The following is a 20,261-nucleotide window of genomic DNA, read 5'->3' as shown; positions in this document are numbered from 1 at the left end:
GGCATCGCGGAACGCACATGACTATCTGCACATCTTCTTCCATCCGGACTATGACCGTCGGCTCTGGCTTCTGACCAGATCTGCTGACCCCGCCGCGGTCTGCGCTACTGCGTAGACCACTCGATGCGGGCGCTCGCGGGCTTGCCGGCTCACGCTGTCGCGCTGCCGGCCTACCGCCGGTGGGGAATTGCACCCCGCCCTGAAGACGCACTGATTGCCGGTTTGACCGGCCGGCGAAGCATACAACAGTCGCGCGAGCGCTGCAGCGCGACGAATAAAGACCCTACTGACGGCGTTGGCCCTGCATCGACGCCCTGACCTGCGCCAGAACCTCGAACGCCGTCGATCCTCAACCCGGTACGCCTTCGCGCGCAGCTTCATCGCGTGCGGCGCTCGCGGCCCGCACTTCCCAGCGCGGCGGCGTCTCAGCCCGCAGCGTCACGCGAAACGCGCGTGCCTCGGTGTCGCCGGGATTGCGCAGGCTGTGCGGCTGGTCGGCGTCGAACACGATCGCGTCGCCGGTCGCGAGCAGCTGGCGCTGGTCGTGCACGCTGACTTCGAGCGTGCCGTCGCTGACCACCAGATTCACCGTCGTGCCCGGCGCGCGGCGAATGCCCGCCTCCGTATGCAGCGGCGCGATCCGCAGTTCGTGAAACTCGGCAGCGATCGACTCGTCGTCGGGATACAGCGGGCGCACCGAGTAGCGCCCGTTCGCGCTGACCACGCGGGCCGAACGCTCGGCCGGCAGATGCTCGAAGCCGTTGGTCGCGTGACGCCGCAGGAACGCCGCCACCGACACCTTCAGCGCCGCCGCCACCTTGCACAGCACCTTGATCGACGGCACGCTGCGCGCCGACTCGATCTGCGCGAGCATCGCGCGCGATACGCCGGACGCGCGCGCCAGCGCATCGAGCGAAAGCTGCCGTTCGGCGCGCAGCCGCGCCAGATTCACGCCGACCAGCTGTTCGAGCGCATCGAACGGTTCGGCGGAGCGCGGAGCGGCGTTGGTATCGGCATCGGCCGAAGGATCGCGGACCAGCGCGAGCGGGGAATGCATATTGGCCTCCAGAGCGCCGCCCGGCGGCGCGAGAGCAGTAAGTGGAGGCAAGATAGCATCGGCTTTCGCCGCGCCCAACGAAGTTATCTTCACACTGTTATCAGCATCGCAGAGGCAAGCAACTGACGACTTACGTGCTTTGCGCGAGCGCGCGCGCCGGCGCATCCATCCGCGCCGCGAACCATGTGAGCAGCAGCGCGGCGACGCTGACCGCGGCGGCGACCCAAGGCAAGGTATCGAGCGCGTGACCGTGATTGATCACGAGACCGCCGAGCCACGCACCCGCCGCATTACCGACATTGAACGCACCGATGTTCAGCGTCGACGCGAGATTCGGCGCGGCGGCCGCCTTCTCGACCACGCGCATCTGCAGCGGCGGTACCGTCGCAAACGCCGCGATGCCCCACACGAATACCGTGACCGCGGCGGCCAGCGGCGAATGGCTGGTGCGCGCGAAGAACGCCATCACGACTGCGAGCACGGCGAGGATGCCCATCAGCGACGGCATCAGCGCACGGTCCGCGAGCTTGCCGCCGACCATGTTGCCGACCGTCAGGCCCACGCCGAACAGCACGAGGACCAGCGTCACGCCACGCGGCGAGAAGCCGCTCACCTGCTCGAGGATCGGCGCGATATACGTGAACACGACGAACACGCCGCCGAAGCCGAGCACCGTCATTGCGAGCGCGGTCCACACTTGCGGGTCTTTCAGCACGCGCACTTCGTGGCCGAGGCCGGCCGGCCCGGTGTCGTGGCGGTTCGGCACCAGCGCGCTGATGCCCGCGAGCGACAGCACGCCGAAACCGCTGACGATCCAGAACGCCGCGCGCCAGCCGAACTGCTGGCCGATGAAGGTGCCGAACGGCACGCCGAGCACGTTGGCGAGCGTCAGGCCCGTGAACATCAGCGCGATCGCGCTCGCGCGCTTGTCGGCCGGCACGAGCGAGGCGGCGACCACCGCACCGATGCCGAAGAACGAGCCGTGCGCGAACGAGGTCACGACGCGCGCGATCATCAGCACCGAATAGCTCGGCGCCAGCGCGCACAGCACATTGCCGACGACGAACACACCCATCAGCAGTTGCAGCGCGAATTTGCGCGACATCCTGCTCGTGATCACCGCGAGCAGTGGCGCGCCGACCGCGACGCCAAGCGCATAGCCGCTGACGAGCAGGCCCGCGGACGGAATCGACACGGCCAGATCGCGCGCAACCTCGGGCAACAGGCCCATGATGACGAATTCGGTCGTACCGATCGCGAATGCGCTAATCGCGAGCGCGAGTAATGGAATGGGCATTTTTCTGCTCCGGGAATGAGGTTGGATCAGGACTCGGGCTGGATGGTCTGGCGCGCCGCTGTGACGAATTCGATGACGACGCCCGGCGCGAGCGCGACGAACAACTGCCGCTCCGCCGGTTGCGCGGCGCTCGCCGGCACCTGCGCGGTCTGATAGCCGATGTAGTGCGCGTCGAGCCGCTCGAGCAACGCTTGCCATTCGCCCGCGCTATCGAGCCGAAAGGCGATGTGATCGACGCGCGGCGTGATGCGGCCCACCGCGCCGGAAGCCGGCGCGCCGATCAGATGCACGAGCGGGCGGCCGCTTGCGTACAGCCAGTAGCCGTCGACGGAAAACGACGGGCGCGCGCCGTCGGTAAGCCCGGCGATATCGACGAAGAAACGTCGGGCCGAATCGAGCTCGGCGGTGACGATGGTCGCGTGATCGAGTTGCATGGCTAAGGACAGCAGCGGAGTTTCGACGGGTGCATTGTCGCGGCGCCGCCCCGATTTGATAATTGGCGTAGCATTTGAAGCATTTTCAAATTCCGCTTGAAAGCCAGCGATGGATAACCTCGGCGACATCCGCCTCTTCGTCGAAGCGGCGCAGCAAGGCAGCCTCTCGGCGGCGGGCCGCAAGATGGGTCTGACGCCCGCCGCGGCGAGCGCGCGGCTCGCGAAACTGGAAGCGAGGCTCAAAGCGCGCCTGTTCGAGCGCACCACCCGGCAACTTCGGCTCACCGACGAAGGCCGCCTCTACCTGAACTGCTGCCGCCAGGCGCTGCAATCGCTCGACGACGCCGAAGCCGCGCTGCAAGCGGGCCAGGGCGTCGTGCGCGGCAAGGTGCGGGTGTCGGCGACTTCGGACTTCGGCCGCAATCTGCTGATGCACTGGCTCGACGAATTCAACGCGCTGTACCCGGACGTGACGTTCGCGTTGACGCTGTCCGATGCGCTGGCCAATCTCGTGCAGGAAGACATCGATCTGGCGATCCGCTTCGGCGTGCCGCAGGACAGCTCGCTGGTTGCGCGCCGGCTCGCGCCGAACCGGCGCGTGTTGTGTGCATCGCCGGAATACATCGGGCGTCGCGGCGAGCCGAAAAACCCGCTCGACCTCGCCAATTTCGATTGCATCGTGCTCGGTACCACATCGGGGCCGGCCAGCGAATGGCGCTTCACGCGCGGCGACGAGGTGCAGCACTACAGCGTGCCGTTCGAAGCGGCGCGCGAAACCAATGACGGCGCGGTCGCGCGCGAATGGGCGTTGCGCGGCTACGGCATTGCGATCAAATCGATGTGGGACGTCGAAGCGGACCTGCGCGCCGGCCGCCTGAAGATCCTGCTGCCGGAGTGGCGCTACCCGGACGCGCCGCTGCACGCGCTGTATCACCGCAACCGCTTCATGGCGCCGCGCGTACGCGTGCTGCTCGATTTCCTCGCCGAGCGCTTCGCGCAGGTGTCGGATGAACTGGAACGCCTGTTGGGACTGCCGCCGGACCGGCCAGTGAGCGCCCAGTGAGAGCCCAGTGAGCGCCAAAACCCCCGCAGCGTGAAGGGCTATAATATGCAGTTACGCTGCGAAGACGCGCGCAAGCCGGCCATCACGCGCCGCGCTGCCGCGCGCCGCGGCCTCCTTCACCTTTTTACGACGCCCCCAGGTTAACCACTGCGACCGGCGAAATTCGATGACCAAGAAAGTTTATGTAAAGACCTTTGGCTGCCAGATGAACGAGTACGACTCCGACAAGATGGTCGACGTGCTCGGTGCCGCTGAAGGACTCGTCAAGACCGACACGCCGGAAGATGCCGACGTGATCCTGTTCAATACCTGCTCGGTGCGCGAAAAAGCGCAAGAAAAAGTCTTCTCCGACCTCGGCCGCGTGCGCGAGCTGAAGGACGCGAATCCGAATCTGATCATTGGCGTGGGTGGCTGCGTCGCTAGCCAGGAAGGCGCATCGATCGTGGCGCGCGCGCCGTACGTCGATATCGTGTTCGGTCCGCAAACGCTGCACCGCCTGCCGCAAATGATCGACGAGCGCCGCGCGAGCGGCCGCGCGCAGGTCGATATTTCGTTTCCCGAAATCGAGAAGTTCGATCACCTGCCGCCGGCGCGCGTCGAAGGTCCGAGCGCGTTCGTGTCGATCATGGAAGGCTGCAGCAAGTACTGCAGCTACTGCGTGGTGCCGTACACGCGCGGCGAGGAAGTGTCGCGTCCGCTCGACGACGTGTTGACCGAAATCGCCGGTCTCGCCGACCAGGGCGTGCGCGAAGTCACGCTGCTCGGCCAGAACGTGAACGCTTATCGTGGAAAATTCGGCGGCGCGCTGACCGTGGGCTCGACCGAGATCGCCGACTTTGCGACGCTGATCGAATACGTCGCGGACATCCCCGGCATCGAACGGATTCGCTACACGACGTCGCATCCGAAGGAATTCACGCAGCGCCTGATCGATACCTACGCGAAGGTGCCGAAGCTCGTCAGCCACCTGCATCTGCCGGTACAGCACGGCTCCGACCGCATCCTGATGGCGATGAAGCGCGGCTACACCGTGCTCGAGTACAAGTCCGTGATCCGCAAGCTGCGCGCGATCCGCCCTGATCTGTCGCTATCGACGGACATGATCGTCGGCTTCCCCGGCGAGACCGAGGAAGACTTTGCGAAGATGATGGCGCTCGTCGAAGAGATGAAGTACGACACGAGCTTCTCGTTCATCTACAGCCCGCGCCCCGGTACGCCGGCCGCGAACCTGCACGACGACACGCCGCGCGAGGTGAAGCTCAAACGCCTGCAGCATCTGCAGGCCACGATCGAAGAGAACGTGCAGCGCATCAGCGACGCGATGGTCGGCAAGGTCGAGCGCATTCTGGTCGAGCGCCCGGCGCGCAAGGACCCGAACGAGCTCGCGGGCCGCACCGAGAACAACCGCGTCGTCAATTTCCCGGCGCCGGTCGCGTCGCATGCACGGCTGATCGGCCAGATGGTCGACGTGAAGATCGTGCACGCGTACCCGCACTCGCTGCGCGGCGAACTCGTGATGGTTCACGACGACAGCGCCGCCGTCACGCACTGAGCACACTGAGCGCACTGACCGACATTCTGAGTATCGCAACCGACAGGATCGACTCACCGCCTTGAAGACCACTCAGCAGCATCTGGAATTCACCGCACCGCGCGAAGACAACGCGCGGCTTGCCAACCTCTGCGGACCGCTCGACGAAAATCTGCGGCAGATCGAGCAGGCGCTCGACGTGACCCTGCAGCGCCGTGGCCACCGCATCACGATCCGCGGGCGCGGCGCGAAACTCGCGCTCACCGCGCTCGAAAACTTCTACAACAGCGCACGCGAGCCCTTGTCGGTCGACGACATCCAGCTCGCGCTCGTCGAAGTGCGCCATCCGGCGCGCCATCGTTCGAATGGCAACGGCAATGGCGACGGCGACGGCGACGGCGACGCGCGCTTCGCGGGCAACCCCGATCATCCGTTCGACCAGCCCGCCGATGCGAATGCGAGCGAAGACGATTTCGAGGAATACGGCCCGAAGCTGTACACACGGCGCGCGGATCTGCGCGGCCGCACGCCGGCGCAGCGCGAGTACCTGAAGCAGATCGTGTCGCACGACGTCACCTTCGGCGTCGGCCCGGCCGGCACCGGCAAGACCTACCTCGCGGTGGCCTGCGCGGTCGACGCGCTCGAGCGCGACCAGGTCAAGCGCATCGTGCTGACGCGCCCGGCCGTCGAAGCGGGCGAGCGGCTCGGCTTTTTGCCGGGCGATCTCGCGCAGAAGGTCGATCCGTATCTGCGTCCGCTGTACGACGCGCTGTACGACCTGCTCGGCTTCGACAAAACCGCGAAGATGTTCGAGCGGCAGATGATCGAAATCGCGCCGCTCGCGTACATGCGCGGCCGCACGCTGAATCACGCGTTCATCATTCTCGACGAGGCGCAGAACACCACGCCCGAGCAGATGAAGATGTTCCTCACGCGGATCGGCTTCGGCTCGAAGGCTGTCGTCACCGGCGACACGACCCAGGTCGACCTGCCGCGCGGCCAGAAGAGCGGGCTGATCGAAGCGCAGCAGGTGCTCGGGAACGTGCGCGGCATCGCGCTCACGCGCTTCACGAGTGCGGACGTGGTGCGCCATCCGCTGGTCGCGCGAATTGTGGAGGCGTACGATGCGCATGCGCAGAAGTCGACCGCCGCGGCCGATTCGCGCTAAAGCGATGCGCTTCGCAGCGCGAGGCCCGCGTGGCCTCGCGACCACGCCGCAAAAAACGAATGAGCCACGAACGCCACGCATAGAATCCGCATGAGCCGCACCCCAAAACTAACACTGAGCCTGCAATTCCCCGCGGCCAAAGCCTGGCCGGAACACAAGGCGTTGCTGCCGCGCGCGACGGTGGCAGGCTGGATCAAGGCGGCGCTGTTCGCGGACGGCGAACTGACGGTTCGCTTCGTCGACGCCGAAGAAGGCCGCACGCTGAACCGCACCTATCGCGGCAAGGATTACGCGACCAACGTGCTGACCTTCGCCTATGCCGAATCGGAAGACGACCCGGTGACGGGCGATCTGATTCTGTGCTGCCCGGTGGTCGAGAAGGAAGCCGCCGAGCAGGGCAAACCGCTCGCCGCGCATTACGCGCACCTGCTCGTGCACGGCACGCTGCATGCACAGGGCTACGACCACGAAATCGAAGAAGAAGCCGAGGAAATGGAAGCGATCGAAACCGAAATCCTCGCCCGGCTCGGCTTTCCGGACCCTTATCAATAGACGTCCCCGCCCCTCCTCCAACCGAATCCACCGTGAGCACTCCGTCCCCCGAAGCCGAGATCCCCGTGCGCTGTCCGGACTACCCGCCGGTGCTCGGCGACTCGCGGCTTCTGACGGACGACGAACTGCGCGCGTCGCTCGAATGCACGTTGCGCGGCTGGGACCGCCAGAGCGACCTGTGGCTGTTCGGCTATGGCTCGCTGATCTGGAACCCGGGCCTGCCCACCGTCGAAGCGATGCGCTCGAAGGTGCACGGCTATCACCGCGGCCTCTATCTGTGGTCACGGGTGAATCGCGGCACGCCCGAGCAGCCCGGCCTCGTGCTCGCGCTCGATCGCGGCGGCTCGTGCACCGGCATGGCGTTCCGGCTCGCGGCCGATGGCTCGATGCCGCACCTCGAAGCACTGTGGCGCCGCGAAATGCCGATGGGCTCGTACCGTCCCGCGTGGCTGCCATGCGTACTCGCGGACGGCCGGCGCGTCGACGCGCTCGCCTTCGTGATGCGCCGCGACGTGCCGAGCTACACCGGCAAGCTGCGCGACGACATCATCCAGACCGTGCTGGGCTGCGCGAGCGGCCGCTACGGCACGACTTTCGATTACGTGAGCCGCACCGTGCATGCGCTGCGCGAAAGCGGGATGCCGGACCGCGCGCTCGAAGCGCTGCTCGCGCGCTGCAAGCCGGCCGTGTAATTTCGTCATCTCGGCGAAAACCCCACCCGCGACTTTTTTGCCGGCGAGCGCTTTTGCCCGCGTAATCGGTTAGGATGATTCCACGCTCCGCCTTCGCGGCGCGTCCGTTTCACCTTGGCTTCACTCATCGCCAGGCCCGGCCGGACACGGTTCCGCCATGTGCCTGGTGTATCCTTAACGCTCTGTAACAGCGCGCTCAGTCTCGCCGGGCGCACTACCATGAACGACACGTATCCCAGTCGACGCCATACCGGACGCCATCTCGACAAACCGCAGGAAAAGCGCTCGCTGCTCGAACGCCTGACCGACTTCATCTCGCCCGAACCCGACTCACGGGCCGAACTTCTGGAAATTCTGCAGGACGCGCACGAGCGCAACCTGATCGACGCCGACTCGCTGTCGATGATCGAAGGCGTGTTCCAGGTTTCGGAATTGAGCGCACGCGACATCATGGTGCCGCGCGCGCAAATGGACGCGATCAATATCGCGGACAATCCCGCCGAATTCATCCCCTATGTACTGGAGAAAGCGCATTCGCGCTATCCGGTCTATGAGGGCAATCGCGACAACATCATCGGCGTGCTGCTCGCGAAGGATCTGCTGCGCTACTACGCCGAAGAGGAATTCGACGTGCGCGGCATGCTGCGCCCGGCCGTGTTCATCCCCGAATCGAAGCGGCTGAACGTTCTGCTGCACGACTTTCGCGTGAACCGTAACCACCTCGCGGTGGTCGTCGACGAATACGGCGGCGTCGCGGGCCTGATCACGATCGAAGACGTGCTGGAGCAGATCGTCGGCGACATCGAGGACGAATACGATTTCGACGAGGAAAGCGGCAACATTATCGCGTCGCCGGACGGACGCTTCCGCGTGCGCGCGCTGACCGAAATCGAGCAGTTCAACGACACCTTCGGCACGCATTATTCAGACGAAGAAGTCGACACGATCGGCGGGCTGGTCACGCATCACTTCGGCCGGGTGCCGCATCGCGGCGAGAAGGTCCGCCTCGACGATCTGATCTTCGAGATCCTGCGCGGCGACGCCCGCCAGATCCACATGCTGCTGGTGCGCCGCGACCCGCTTGCGGGCCAGCGTGAACGCGAGTCGCAGCACGTGCAGACCTGAGCCGGCGGCTCGGGCCGATGCACGGCCCGAGCGCCCGCGCGCTGTTATTGCAGGCGCATGTTGTCTACGCGTTTTCCTACTGATTTACCCTTTCAACTTCCGACGCCGACCGCGCAACAATGGCCGACCCGATCACTTCCGACTCGCACCGCGGCGTGAGCGCTGCCGCCCCCGCTCCCACCGACGACGTCACGCGCAGCCGCGCGCTGCCGCGCTGGCACTACCTCGTCGCACTGGCCGCGGGCGCGGCCAATACGCTGTCGTTCGCGCCGACGCCGCATGGCGGCTGGCTGCAACTCGCGATCTTCGTGTTCTTCTTCGCGTGGCTCACGCGCAGCACCGGCTGGAAAAGCGCCGCGCTGACGGGCGGCGCGTTCGGCTTCGGCAACTTCGTGAGCGGGGTCTGGTGGCTGTATGTGAGCATGCACTACTACGGCGGCATGCCGGCGCCACTCGCGGGCACGGCGCTCGTGCTGTTCTCGCTGTATCTCGCCCTCTATCCGGCGCTCGCCGCGGGGATATGGTCGTTCTGCGCGGGCCACGCGCGCAACGGCGCGGCCGACGAGCGCGCGCCATTCTCGCCGACCTGGCACGGTGCACTCGCTTTTGCCAGCGCGTGGGCGATCGGCGAATGGCTGCGCGGCACGGTGTTCACCGGCTTTCCGTGGCTCGCCACCGGTTATGCGCAAGTCGACGGTCCGTTGGCGGGGTTTGCACCGGTGGTCGGCGTGTATGGCGTCGGCTGGATGGTCGCGCTGACGGCCGCATTGATTGTGCAGGCGTTGCTTGCGCTGCTGCCGTCGTGGCGCCCCGGGTCTGCCAATGAATCGCGCGAGCCGGATGCCGCCGCCGCTGGTGACGTCGACAGCCGCGCCGCGCGAGGCCGCGGCACGCGCGTCGCCGCCATCGCGGTGCCAGCCTGCGTCGCCCTCGCGCTGCTCGTGGTCGGCCTGCTGCTGCCGCTCGTGCAGTGGACGACACCCGCCAACGCGCCGCTGACGGTGCGGCTACTGCAAGGCAACGTGAAGCAGGAGATGAAATTCGAGGAAGCTGGCTTGCGCGCGGCGGTCGATGAGTATCTACAGATGATCACGTCGAAGCCGGCAGATCTGATCGTCACGCCGGAAACCGCGATTCCAGTGCTCGCGCAGCAGCTTCCGCCGAACTTCGCAGCCGCGATCCGCCAGTTCTCGGATTCGACCGGCAGCGCGCTGCTGTTCGGCGCGATCGGCGGCACCATCACGCCGGATGGCCGGGTGGTCGACTACACCAACAGTCTGTTCGGCGTGACGCCCGGCTCGCACGAGATTTATCGCTACGACAAGCACCATCTGGTGCCGTTCGGCGAATTCGTGCCGTGGGGCTTCCGCTGGTTCGTGAACCTGATGAACATTCCGCTCGGCGATTTCTTCCGCGGCCCGCCGGTGCAAAAGCCGTTCATGGTGCATAACCAGCCGGTCGCGGTGAACATCTGCTACGAGGACATCTTCGGCGAGGAAATCGCGCGAATGCTGCGCGAGAACGCGACGCCCGCCGGCGTGCTGATCAACTCGACCAACCTGGCCTGGTTCGGCGACACCATCGCGCTCGACCAGCATCTGCAGATCGCGCGCATGCGCTCGCTCGAAACCGGCCGGCCGATGCTGCGCGCAACCAACACCGGCATGACGGCCGCGATCGACGCGAACGGCCGCGTGATCGGGCGCCTGACGCCATACACGGTCGGCTCGCTCGACGTCAACGTGCAAGGCACCGCCGGCAACACGCCTTACGTGATGAGCGGCAACAACACGGTGCTCGCGGTGTCGGTGCTGCTGCTCGCGATCGGTTTCGCGTTCGGACCGGGGATCGCGCGGCGACGCAACGGCAAGCGGTAACGCCGGCCCCGACGTCAAACGAACACCACCCGCATAAAAAAATGCGCCTGACATGCAGGCGCATTTTTTTATGCTCATTCGAGCTTCATCAATCCTTCGGCGCGGTATCGATGAACGACTGCCGCTGCGACAGCTTCTGGAAGTGCTTGTCCAGGTTCGGATGCGATTCGCGCCAGTTCAGTTCCGGCATACGGAAGTCCAGATAGCCGAGCGCACAGCCCATCGCGATGTCGGCCAGCGTGTAGTGATTGCTCGCGCACCACGGCTTGCTGCCGAGTCCCTGCGACATCGCGATCAGCGCTTCGTCGATCTTGCGCTGCTGCCGCGCGACCCACGCGTCCACGCGCTGTTCGGGCGCGCGCTGCGTGCTTTCGAGGCGGATCAGCACGGCCGCGTCGAGCACGCCGTCGGCTAGCGCCTCCCAGCAGCGCACTTCGATGCGCTCGCGCCCCGACGGCGGAATCAGCTTGCCCACCGGCGACAGCGTATCGACGTATTCGCAGATCACCCGCGAATCGAACACGGCCTCGCCGTCTTCCATCACTAGGCACGGCACCTTGCCGAGCGGGTTGAAGGTGTGAATCCGGGTATCCGGCGCCCAGACGTTCTCGGGCACCAGTTCGTAGTCGATCTTCTTGTCGGCGAGCACGATGCGCGCTTTACGCACGTACGGGCTGCCGAGCGAACCGATGAGTTTCATCATGACCTTCTGCCTTTTTCTGAATCCGGCGAAAGTATAAGTGGTCTAAGCCTTTCGCGAACGTGCTGGCGGCATCTTCGCGAACTGCCCGCCGAGCCGCTGTGGACGGATTGCAACATGACGGCGACCGCCGCGCCGTCGGAATCCGCACAAAGCGAGTCGATGTCGCGCGCGGAGAATGGGGCCAGGAGACACGCGGCGCTACAATCGCACGATGAACCAGCCGACCGAACCCACCATCGCCATCGACGTCTACCGCACGCGCCGCGAGCGCGTTCTCGCCGCGCTGCGCGCCGCGGGCGGCGGCGTCGCCATCGTCCCGACCGCGCCGGAAGCGCTGCGCAACCGCGATACTGACTATCCGTACCGCCACGACAGCTACTTCTATTATCTGACCGGCTTCACCGAGCCCGAAGCGCTGCTGGTACTCGACGCCAGCGCCGCGCCCGGCGCGCCCGCGTCGGTGCTGTTCTGCCGCGAGAAAAACGTCGAGCGCGAGACGTGGGAAGGCTTCCGCTTCGGCCCCGACGGTGCGCGCGAAGCATTCGGGCTCGACGCCGCGTTCCCGATCGGCGAACTCGACACGCAGCTGCCGCGCATCATCGCCGACAAGCCGGCGCTGCACTACGCGTTCGGCAGCTCGGCACATCTGGACGAGCAGGTGCGCGGCTGGCTCGACGCGGTGCGCGCGCAAAGCCGCAGCGGCACCGTCGCACCCACGGCCGCGCGCGACCTGCTGCCGTTGCTCGACGAGATGCGGCTCGTCAAGGACGACCACGAGCTCGCGATCATGCGCCGCGCCGGGCAGATTTCGGCGGCCGCGCATCGTCGCGCGATGGCGGTGTGCCGCCCCGGCGTCCGCGAGTACGAACTCGAGGCCGAACTGCTCTATACGTTCCGCAAGTTCGGCGCGCAGGCGCCGGCCTATACGTCGATCGTCGCGGCCGGCGCGAACGCGTGCGTGCTGCACTACCCCGCCGGCAACGCAATCGCGCGCGACGGCGACCTGATCCTGATCGACGCGGCCTGCGAACTCGACGGCTATGCGTCCGACATCACGCGCACGTTCCCGGCGAGCGGCCGTTTCACGCCCGCGCAGCGCGAGCTGTACGACATCGTGCTGGCCGCGCAGCAGGCCGCCGTCGATGCGACGCGCGCCGGCGCGAGCTTCGACGATCCGCACCAGGCCGCGCTGCGCGTGCTGTCGCAGGGGCTGCTGGACACCGGCATCGTGCCGCGCGCGAAGTTCGCGTCGGTCGACGACGTGATCGCCGAGCGTGCCTACGCGCCGTTCTACATGCACCGCACCGGCCACTGGCTCGGCATGGACGTGCACGACTGCGGCGACTACCGCGAGCGCGGCGCGCCGCGCGACGAAGCGGGCGCGCTACCGTGGCGCACGCTGCGCGCGTCGATGACGCTGACGATCGAGCCGGGCTTGTATGTGCGCCCGGCCGAGGGTGTGCCCGAGCGCTACTGGAACATCGGCATCCGCATCGAGGACGACGCGATCGTCACGCCGACCGGCTGTGAGCTGATTACGCGCGACGTGCCGGTCGCCGCCGACGAGATCGAGGCGCTGATGCAGGAAGCGCGAGCGGTTCATCAACAGAGGACCTGATCGGCGATGAACGAAGCATCTCCATCGGCGGTGATCCTGAGGCCCGCCTCCCACCAGCAGGGGTTCGATTTCGATGTGACGATCGTCGGCGCCGGGCCGGTCGGCCTCGCGCTCGCCGGCTGGCTCGCGCGCCGCAGCGTGACGCGCGAGATGAAGATCGCGCTCGTCGACGCGCGCGAGCCGGAAGATTCGATCGCCGATCCGCGCGCGATCGCGGTCTCGCACGGCAGCCGGATGATCCTCGAGCCGCTGCGCTGGCCGGCCGACGCCACCGCGATCGAGCGCATCCACGTGTCGCAGCGCGGTCATTTCGGCCGCACGCTGATCGATCATCACGAGCACGGCCTGCCCGCGCTCGGCTACGTGCTGCGTTACGGCTCGATCGTGCATGGCCTCGCCGACGCCGTGCACGCGACGCCGGTCCACTGGTTCCGCTCGACGTCGGCCGGTGCGCCGGTTCAGGAGCTCGACGGCGTCACGCTGCCGATCGAAACCGCGGGCGTCGCGCGCCAGTTGCGCACGCGGATTCTGGTGAACGCCGAGGGCGGCCTGTTCGGCGACCAGAAGCACGCGAAAAACCCGAGCCGCGCGACGGACGAAGCCGCCGGCGCACGCAGCATCGGTAAAAACGCCGCCGCCTCGCGCGACTACGGCCAGACCGCGCTGGTCGGCACGGTCACCGTGTCCGCACCGCAGCCGCACGTCGCATGGGAGCGCTTCACGTCGCAAGGCCCGATCGCGCTGCTGCCGATGGGCGGCGTGCGCGGCGCCGACTACGCGCTCGTCTGGTGCTGCGCGCCCGACGAAGCCGCGCGCCGCGCGCAGCTCTCCGACGAAGCGTTCCTGCGCGAACTCGATGCCGCGTTCGGCGACCGCATGGGCCGCTTTACGCACATCAAGGGCCGGGCGTCGTTTCCGCTCGGTCTCAACACGATCGACACGCTCGTGAACGGCCACATCGTGGCGATCGGCAATGCGGCGCAGACCTTGCATCCGGTGGCGGGCCAAGGCCTCAACCTGGGTCTGCGAGACGCGCACGCGCTCGCCGATGCGCTGTCGGTCGAGGGCCCGACACCGCTCGCGCTCGCCACTTTCGCGCAGCGCCGCACGCTCGACCGGCGCCTGACGATCGGCTCGACCGACACGCTCGCGCGCCTGTTCACCATCGACTTCGCGCCGCTCGCGGTACTGCGCGGCCTCGCGCTGACCGCGCTCGAATTCGTCCCGCCGGTGAAAACCGCGCTTGCCCGCCAGATGATGTTCGGCCAGCGCCGCTAGGGGCGCAAAACGCCGCGCGGCTCTATGAGCCGCGCGACTTTCATAGAAGATTTAACAAGTTACGAGACCTGGTTCGCGAGTCCCGGCAACCCGTTAACGCTAAAATGGTGGTTTTCCCTCGCATTTCGCGCTGCGCCGGCCGTCACGATTGTCAAATCCTGAGCCGACGTCGGCGCACGCTCACGTCATGCCCACTCTTGGCCCCCACAATCTGCGCAACAACCTGTTCGTCGCCCCGATGGCCGGCGTGACCGACCGGCCGTTCCGCCAGCTCTGCAAACGGCTCGGCGCGGGCTACGCGGTGTCGGAAATGGTCGCGTCGAACGCGCAGTTGTGGAAAAGCGAAAAGACCATGCGCCGCGCCAATCACGAAGGCGAGGTCGAACCGATCGCGGTGCAGATCGCTGGCGCCGACCCGGACATGATGGCCGAGGCCGCCCGCTACAACGTCGCGAACGGCGCACAGATCATCGACGTCAACATGGGCTGCCCGGCCAAGAAGGTTTGCAACGTGGCGGCCGGCTCGGCGCTGCTGCAGAACGAACCGCTCGTGCAGCGCATCGTCGAGGCCGTCGTGAACGCGGTTGGCGTCGGGCCCGACGCGGTACCCGTCACGCTGAAAATCCGCACCGGCTGGAATCGCGAGAACAAAAACGCGCTGAACGTCGCGCGTCTCGCGCAAGCAGCGGGCATTTCGATGCTGACCGTGCACGGCCGCACGCGCGCCGACCTGTACCACGGCGACGCCGAGTACGAAACCATCGCCGCCGTCAAAGCGGCGGTCAACATTCCGGTCGTCGCGAACGGCGACATCACGTCGCCGCAAAAGGCGCGCGAGGTGCTCGCCGCGACCGGCGCGGACGCGATCATGATCGGCCGGGCCGCGCAGGGCCGTCCGTGGCTGTTTCGCGAGATCGAGCATTTCCTGCAGACGGGCGAGCTTCTGCCGCCGCCGCGCATCGACGAAATCCAGCAGGTGATGAACGAGCATCTCGAAGATCACTACGCTTTTTACGGGGAATTTACCGGTGTTCGCACTGCGCGCAAGCACATCGGCTGGTACACTCGCGGCCTTTCCGGCGCCAACCTGTTCCGGCATCGCATGAATACGCTGGACACCACGCGCGAACAACTCCTCGCCGTCAACGAGTACTTTGACGCGCAAAAGGCGATCTCAGACCGCCTCGTCTACGTCGACGAAGCGCCCGGCAACCCCGGGCTCGACAGCCAGGGCGAGGACAACACCGACCGACTAGCAGCATGAGCAAGAACAACATCGAACAATCTGTCCGCGACAGCCTGGATGTGTATTTCCAGGATCTCGACGGCTCCAATCCGCACGACGTCTACGACATGGTCATTTCATGCGTGGAAAAACCCTTGCTCGAAGTGGTGCTCGAGCAGGCCAACGGTAACCAGTCGCTGGCCGCCGAGTATCTCGGCATCAACCGCAATACGCTGCGCAAGAAGCTGCAACAACACGGTTTGCTGTAGCGCGTTGTAGTTTCTCGCGCCCTGCCACGTTTCCCCTTCGGCTTTTCGTCTTCATCATGATCAAGCAAGCGCTCATCTCCGTTTCCGACAAGTCCGGCATCGTCGACTTCGCCAAATCGCTGTCGGACCTCGGCATCAAGATCCTGTCGACCGGCGGCACCGCGAAACTGCTCGCGGACGCGGGCCTGTCCGTCACCGAAGTCGCCGACTACACGGGCTTCCCGGAAATGCTCGACGGGCGCGTGAAAACGCTGCATCCGAAGGTGCACGGCGGCATCCTCGCGCGCCGTGATCTGCCCGAACACATGGCCGCGCTCGAGAAGCACGACATCCCGACCATCGACCTGCTGGTCGTGAACCTGTACCCGTTCGTGCAGACGGTTTCGAAGGAAGAGTGCTCGCTCGAAGACGCGATCGAGAACATCGACATCGGCGGCCCGACGATGCTGCGCTCGGCCGCGAAGAATCATCGTGACGTGACGGTGGTGGTCGACCCGGCCGACTACGCGGTCGTGCTCGACGAAATGCGCGCGAACGGCAACGCGGTGTCGTACAAGACGAACTTCCGTCTCGCGACCAAGGTGTACGCGCATACCGCGCAGTACGACGGCGCGATCACGAACTATCTGACGAGCCTGACCGACGAGTTGCAGCACTCGTCGCGCAACGAGTACCCGGCCACCTTCAACATGGCGTTCAACAAGGTGCAGGACCTGCGCTACGGCGAAAACCCGCACCAGAGCGCGGCGTTCTACCGCGACCTGACCGTGCCGGACGGCGCGCTCGCGAACTACAACCAGTTGCAGGGCAAGGAACTGTCGTACAACAACATCGCCGACTCCGACGCGGCGTGGGAATGCGTGAAGACCTTCGACGTGCCGGCCTGCGTGATCGTCAAGCACGCGAATCCGTGCGGCGTCGCGGTGGGCGCGAACGCGCACGAAGCGTACTCGAAGGCGTTCCAGACCGACCCGACCTCGGCGTTCGGCGGCATCATCGCGTTCAACCGTGAAGTCGACGAAGCGGCCGCGCAAGCCGTCGCGAAGCAGTTCGTCGAAGTGCTGATCGCGCCGTCGTTCAGCGCCGAAGCGCGCCAGGTGTTCGCGGCGAAGCAGAACGTGCGTCTGCTCGAAATCGCGCTGGGCGAAGGCCATAACACGTTCGATCTGAAGCGCGTCGGTGGCGGCCTGCTGGTGCAGTCGCTCGACTCGAGGAACGTGCAGCCGCGCGAGCTGCGCGTCGTCACCAAGCGTCATCCGACGCCGAAGGAAATGGACGATCTGCTGTTCGCATGGCGTGTCGCGAAGTACGTGAAGTCGAACGCGATCGTGTTCTGCGCGAACGGCATGACGCTCGGCGTCGGCGCCGGTCAGATGAGCCGCGTGGACTCGGCGCGTATCGCCAGCATCAAGGCGCAGAACGCCGGCCTGACGCTGGCCGGTTCGGCGGTCGCATCGGACGCGTTCTTCCCGTTCCGCGACGGTCTCGACGTCGTGGTCGCGGCAGGCGCGACCTGCGTGATCCAGCCGGGCGGCTCGGTGCGCGACGACGAAGTGGTCATGGCCGCCGACGAGCACAACATCGCGATGGTGCTGACGGGCGTGCGTCACTTCCGTCATTGATCGGCTGAAGGTCGCTAGCTGAAAAAAGGCCCGGCGGGTTGTCCCACCGGGCCTTTTGTCTTGCAGCGACGCGTTCAATCGTCCGGTTCTTTGCGGGCGTAACCGTCCCGAACCTGCTCATGCTGGCTGATGTACGTGCCCAAACCCTGGCCTCGCCGCGCGAGACGCTTAAGTACCGTGAGATGCTCGGCGCCGACACTTGCCTCTGTGTACCAATACACGGTGCCCGGCCGAAAGCGCACCTTGATGAAATCGTCGCCGATTTCATAGGCGTCGACGCCCGAGTCGCGGCTGAGATTGCGGTAGCGCTCCATTCCAGATCGCCCTCCTCGTGCAAAGCCTTTAGCAGCTTTTATTCCGCTAAGCGTGCTGCCAGCGGTCCGCCGCACGCCGCGTTCGTTGTAGTATCGCAGGCACCTGGTTTTTATCGCTTGTGCGGCACTTCATGAGAATTCTCGGCATCGACCCCGGCCTGCGCGTGACCGGCTTCGGCGTGATCGAACAACACGGCCACACACTGAGCTATATCGCGAGCGGCGTGATCCGCACCGCCGACGCGGATCTGCCGTCGCGCCTCGGCACCATCTTCGCGGGCATCTCGACGCTGATTCGCGAGCACGCGCCGGATCAGGCGGCGATCGAAAAAGTCTTCGTCAACGTCAATCCGCAGTCGACGCTGCTGCTCGGCCAGGCCCGCGGCGCCGCGATCTGCGGGCTCGTCGCGGGCGGCGTGCCGGTCGCCGAATACACCGCGCTGCAGCTTAAGCAGTCGGTGGTCGGCTATGGCCGGGCGACCAAGGAGCAGATGCAGCAGATGGTCGTGCGGCTCTTGAGCCTGTCGGGCGTGCCCGGCACCGACGCCGCCGACGCGCTCGGCATGGCCATCTGCCACGCGCACGGTGGCTCGACGCTGAGCACGCTCGGCGGCATTGCCCCGGCGCTCGCGAAGAAGGGTCTGCGAGTGCGGCGCGGGCGTCTGGTCGGCTAGCGCGACGCGGATACGCGATGACGTTCGCGCCGCCGATCCGCTGCGCTACACTCGCGCATTCCCACCCGACTCTGAAAACTAATCCGCCATGATCGGTCGCATCGCCGGCGTTCTGCTGGAAAAAAACCCGCCGCATCTGCTCGTCGACTGCAACGGCGTCGGCTATGAAGTGGACGTGCCGATGAGCACGTTCTACAACCTGCCGTCGACCGGCGAGCGCATCGTGCTGCTCACGCAGATGATCGTGCGCGAGGACGCGCATCTGCTATACGGCTTCGGCACCGCGCAGGAACGCGCGACCTTCCGCGAGCTGCTGAAGATTTCCGGCATCGGCGCGCGCATGGCGCTCGCGGTGCTGTCCGGCATGAGCGTCGCGGAGCTCGCACAGACCGTCACGATGCAGGACGCCGCGCGCCTCACGCGTGTGCCGGGCATCGGCAAGAAGACCGCCGAGCGGCTGCTGCTCGAACTGAAGGGCAAGCTCGGCGCCGACCTGGGTGCAATGGCGGGCGCCGCGTCGCCATCCGATCACGCGTCGGACATCCTCAATGCGCTGCTCGCGCTCGGCTACTCGGAAAAAGAAGCGCTCGCGGCGATCAAGAACGTGCCGGCCGGCACGGGCGTGTCCGAGGGCATCAAGCTCGCGCTGAAGGCGCTGTCGAAGGGCTGATGCGCGATCCGCGCGCGGTACAATGGACAGATGATCGAAACCGACAAACTCGCCGCCGAGCGCATCATCGCGGCCACGCCCGTGTCGCCGAACGAAGAAGCGTTCGAACGCGCGCTGCGCCCGCGTCAGCTCGACGAATATGTCGGGCAGGAGAAAGTCCGCGGCCAGCTCGAAATCTTCATCGAGGCCGCGAAGCGCCGTTCCGAATCGCTCGACCACGTGTTGCTATTCGGTCCGCCGGGCCTCGGCAAGACCACGCTCGCGCACATCATCGCGCGCGAGATGGGCGTCAATCTGCGGCAAACGTCGGGGCCGGTGCTCGAACGCGCCGGCGACCTCGCCGCGCTGCTCACCAATCTCGAAGCCAACGACGTGTTGTTCATCGACGAAATCCACCGGCTCTCGCCGGTCGTCGAGGAAATCCTCTATCCGGCGCTCGAGGATTATCAGATCGACATCATGATCGGCGAAGGACCGGCCGCGCGCAGCGTGAAGCTCGATCTGCAGCCGTTCACGCTGGTCGGCGCGACCACGCGCGCGGGCATGCTGACCAATCCGCTGCGCGACCGCTTCGGCATCGTCGCGCGACTCGAGTTCTACAACGCCGAGGAGCTTGCGCGCATCGTCACGCGTTCGGCCGCGCTGCTCGGTGCGCAGATCCATCCGGACGGTGCATTTGAAATCGCCCGTCGCGCGCGCGGCACGCCGCGTATCGCGAACCGCCTGCTGCGGCGCGTGCGCGACTTCGCCGAAGTAAAGGCCGACGGCAACATCACCGCGCAGGTGGCCGACGCCGCGCTCAGCATGCTCGACGTCGACGCGGTCGGCTTCGACCTGATGGACCGCAAGCTCCTCGAAGCGATCCTGTACAAGTTCGACGGCGGCCCGGTCGGTGTCGACAATCTCGCGGCGGCAATCGGTGAGGAGCGCGACACGATCGAAGACGTGCTCGAGCCGTATCTGATCCAGCAGGGCTTCCTGCAGCGCACGCCGCGCGGCCGCGTCGCCACGCTGCTCACGTATAGGCACTTCGGGCTGGCCGCGCCGGATTCGTCGAGCGCGCTGCCGGGTCTGTGGAATTCAACGAACTGA

20 protein-coding genes and 1 riboswitch are annotated in these 20,261 nt (G+C 66.2%); of the genes, 15 read left to right on the top strand and 5 right to left on the bottom strand.

Annotation, left to right across the window (positions count from 1 at the left end; genetic code table 11):
* Positions 1 to 27: 27 nt before the first annotated feature.
* Positions 28 to 211, bottom strand: a riboswitch (FMN riboswitch).
* Positions 212 to 349: 138 nt separating this feature from the next.
* The 3 genes from VSR82_RS27280 to VSR82_RS27270 form a co-directional block, all read right to left on the bottom strand.
* Positions 350 to 1,057 (bottom strand): helix-turn-helix domain-containing protein, encoded by a 708-nt coding sequence (locus tag VSR82_RS27280; protein ID WP_368584006.1) that lies wholly within the window; start codon positions 1,055 to 1,057, stop codon positions 350 to 352.
* 130 nt (positions 1,058 to 1,187) lie between these two features.
* Positions 1,188 to 2,354, bottom strand: a complete 1,167-nt coding sequence (locus VSR82_RS27275; protein WP_410848592.1) for an MFS transporter — start codon at positions 2,352 to 2,354, stop codon at positions 1,188 to 1,190.
* Between the two features lie 26 nt (positions 2,355 to 2,380).
* Entirely contained in the window at positions 2,381 to 2,788 is a 408-nt protein-coding gene (locus VSR82_RS27270) for a VOC family protein (protein WP_368584008.1), read from the bottom strand.
* Positions 2,789 to 2,897: 109 nt separating this feature from the next.
* Here VSR82_RS27270 and VSR82_RS27265 point away from each other — a divergent pair, with 109 nt between their 5' ends.
* From VSR82_RS27265 to lnt, 7 genes are all read left to right on the top strand, one after another.
* Positions 2,898 to 3,851, top strand: coding sequence for a LysR family transcriptional regulator (locus tag VSR82_RS27265; RefSeq protein ID WP_368584009.1), 954 nt, complete (start codon positions 2,898 to 2,900; stop codon positions 3,849 to 3,851).
* Between the two features lie 166 nt (positions 3,852 to 4,017).
* Positions 4,018 to 5,403, top strand: coding sequence for a tRNA (N6-isopentenyl adenosine(37)-C2)-methylthiotransferase MiaB (gene miaB, locus VSR82_RS27260; protein ID WP_410848594.1), 1,386 nt, complete (start codon positions 4,018 to 4,020; stop codon positions 5,401 to 5,403).
* 61 nt (positions 5,404 to 5,464) lie between these two features.
* Complete coding sequence (locus VSR82_RS27255) at positions 5,465 to 6,550, top strand: PhoH family protein (protein ID WP_498858242.1); 1,086 nt, start codon at positions 5,465 to 5,467, stop codon at positions 6,548 to 6,550.
* 90 nt (positions 6,551 to 6,640) lie between these two features.
* Positions 6,641 to 7,102 (top strand): rRNA maturation RNase YbeY, encoded by a 462-nt coding sequence (ybeY, locus tag VSR82_RS27250; protein WP_368584012.1) that lies wholly within the window; start codon positions 6,641 to 6,643, stop codon positions 7,100 to 7,102.
* A gap of 32 nt (positions 7,103 to 7,134) precedes the next feature.
* Positions 7,135 to 7,794 (top strand): gamma-glutamylcyclotransferase, encoded by a 660-nt coding sequence (locus VSR82_RS27245; RefSeq protein ID WP_368584013.1) that lies wholly within the window; start codon positions 7,135 to 7,137, stop codon positions 7,792 to 7,794.
* A 219-nt stretch (positions 7,795 to 8,013) separates the two neighbouring features.
* Entirely contained in the window at positions 8,014 to 8,919 is a 906-nt protein-coding gene (locus VSR82_RS27240) for a CorC family transporter (protein ID WP_176105093.1), read from the top strand.
* A 119-nt stretch (positions 8,920 to 9,038) separates the two neighbouring features.
* Positions 9,039 to 10,796, top strand: coding sequence for an apolipoprotein N-acyltransferase (gene lnt / locus VSR82_RS27235; RefSeq protein WP_429457944.1), 1,758 nt, complete (start codon positions 9,039 to 9,041; stop codon positions 10,794 to 10,796).
* An 88-nt stretch (positions 10,797 to 10,884) separates the two neighbouring features.
* On the opposite strand, the gene VSR82_RS27230 is transcribed toward lnt, so the two are convergent.
* Positions 10,885 to 11,499, bottom strand: a complete 615-nt coding sequence (locus tag VSR82_RS27230) for a glutathione S-transferase N-terminal domain-containing protein (protein WP_368584015.1) — start codon at positions 11,497 to 11,499, stop codon at positions 10,885 to 10,887.
* Positions 11,500 to 11,710: 211 nt separating this feature from the next.
* On the opposite strand from VSR82_RS27230, the gene VSR82_RS27225 reads away from it, so the two are divergent.
* From VSR82_RS27225 to purH, 5 genes are all read left to right on the top strand, one after another.
* A complete protein-coding gene (locus VSR82_RS27225; protein ID WP_429457940.1) occupies positions 11,711 to 13,117 on the top strand; it encodes an aminopeptidase P N-terminal domain-containing protein in 1,407 nt (468 codons plus the stop codon).
* Between the two features lie 6 nt (positions 13,118 to 13,123).
* Positions 13,124 to 14,395 carry a UbiH/UbiF/VisC/COQ6 family ubiquinone biosynthesis hydroxylase gene (locus VSR82_RS27220; RefSeq protein WP_429457937.1) on the top strand — a complete coding sequence of 424 codons (1,272 nt, stop codon included), beginning with the start codon at positions 13,124 to 13,126 and terminating at the stop codon, positions 14,393 to 14,395.
* A gap of 187 nt (positions 14,396 to 14,582) precedes the next feature.
* Positions 14,583 to 15,659 carry a tRNA dihydrouridine synthase DusB gene (dusB, locus tag VSR82_RS27215; protein WP_498858241.1) on the top strand — a complete coding sequence of 359 codons (1,077 nt, stop codon included), beginning with the start codon at positions 14,583 to 14,585 and terminating at the stop codon, positions 15,657 to 15,659.
* Positions 15,656 to 15,889, top strand: a complete 234-nt coding sequence (locus VSR82_RS27210) for a Fis family transcriptional regulator (protein ID WP_013090496.1) — start codon at positions 15,656 to 15,658, stop codon at positions 15,887 to 15,889. Before dusB ends, VSR82_RS27210 begins: the two co-directional genes overlap by 4 nt.
* A 56-nt stretch (positions 15,890 to 15,945) precedes the next feature.
* Positions 15,946 to 17,511: a bifunctional phosphoribosylaminoimidazolecarboxamide formyltransferase/IMP cyclohydrolase gene (purH, locus tag VSR82_RS27205; RefSeq protein ID WP_368584019.1), complete on the top strand. Its 1,566-nt coding sequence runs from the start codon at positions 15,946 to 15,948 to the stop codon at positions 17,509 to 17,511.
* Between the two features lie 74 nt (positions 17,512 to 17,585).
* Here the strand turns inward: purH and VSR82_RS27200 are convergent, their stop codons facing one another.
* Positions 17,586 to 17,825, bottom strand: a complete 240-nt coding sequence (locus VSR82_RS27200; protein ID WP_410848602.1) for a hypothetical protein — start codon at positions 17,823 to 17,825, stop codon at positions 17,586 to 17,588.
* Between the two features lie 131 nt (positions 17,826 to 17,956).
* Between VSR82_RS27200 and ruvC the strand changes: the two genes are divergently transcribed.
* The 3 genes from ruvC (at position 17,957) to ruvB (ending at position 20,261) form a co-directional block, all read left to right on the top strand.
* Positions 17,957 to 18,499, top strand: coding sequence for a crossover junction endodeoxyribonuclease RuvC (gene ruvC / locus VSR82_RS27195; RefSeq protein ID WP_410848603.1), 543 nt, complete (start codon positions 17,957 to 17,959; stop codon positions 18,497 to 18,499).
* A gap of 88 nt (positions 18,500 to 18,587) precedes the next feature.
* Positions 18,588 to 19,169: a Holliday junction branch migration protein RuvA gene (gene ruvA / locus VSR82_RS27190; RefSeq protein WP_018421776.1), complete on the top strand. Its 582-nt coding sequence runs from the start codon at positions 18,588 to 18,590 to the stop codon at positions 19,167 to 19,169.
* 30 nt (positions 19,170 to 19,199) lie between these two features.
* Complete coding sequence (ruvB, locus tag VSR82_RS27185) at positions 19,200 to 20,261, top strand: Holliday junction branch migration DNA helicase RuvB (protein ID WP_013090500.1); 1,062 nt, start codon at positions 19,200 to 19,202, stop codon at positions 20,259 to 20,261.

Source organism: Burkholderia sp. JPY481, assembly GCF_038900515.1.
Classification (GTDB): Bacteria; Pseudomonadota; Gammaproteobacteria; order Burkholderiales; family Burkholderiaceae; genus Paraburkholderia; species Paraburkholderia youngii.
The sequence above is the reverse complement of the archived record's forward strand: the minus strand, read 5'-3'. Positions and strand labels throughout refer to the sequence as shown.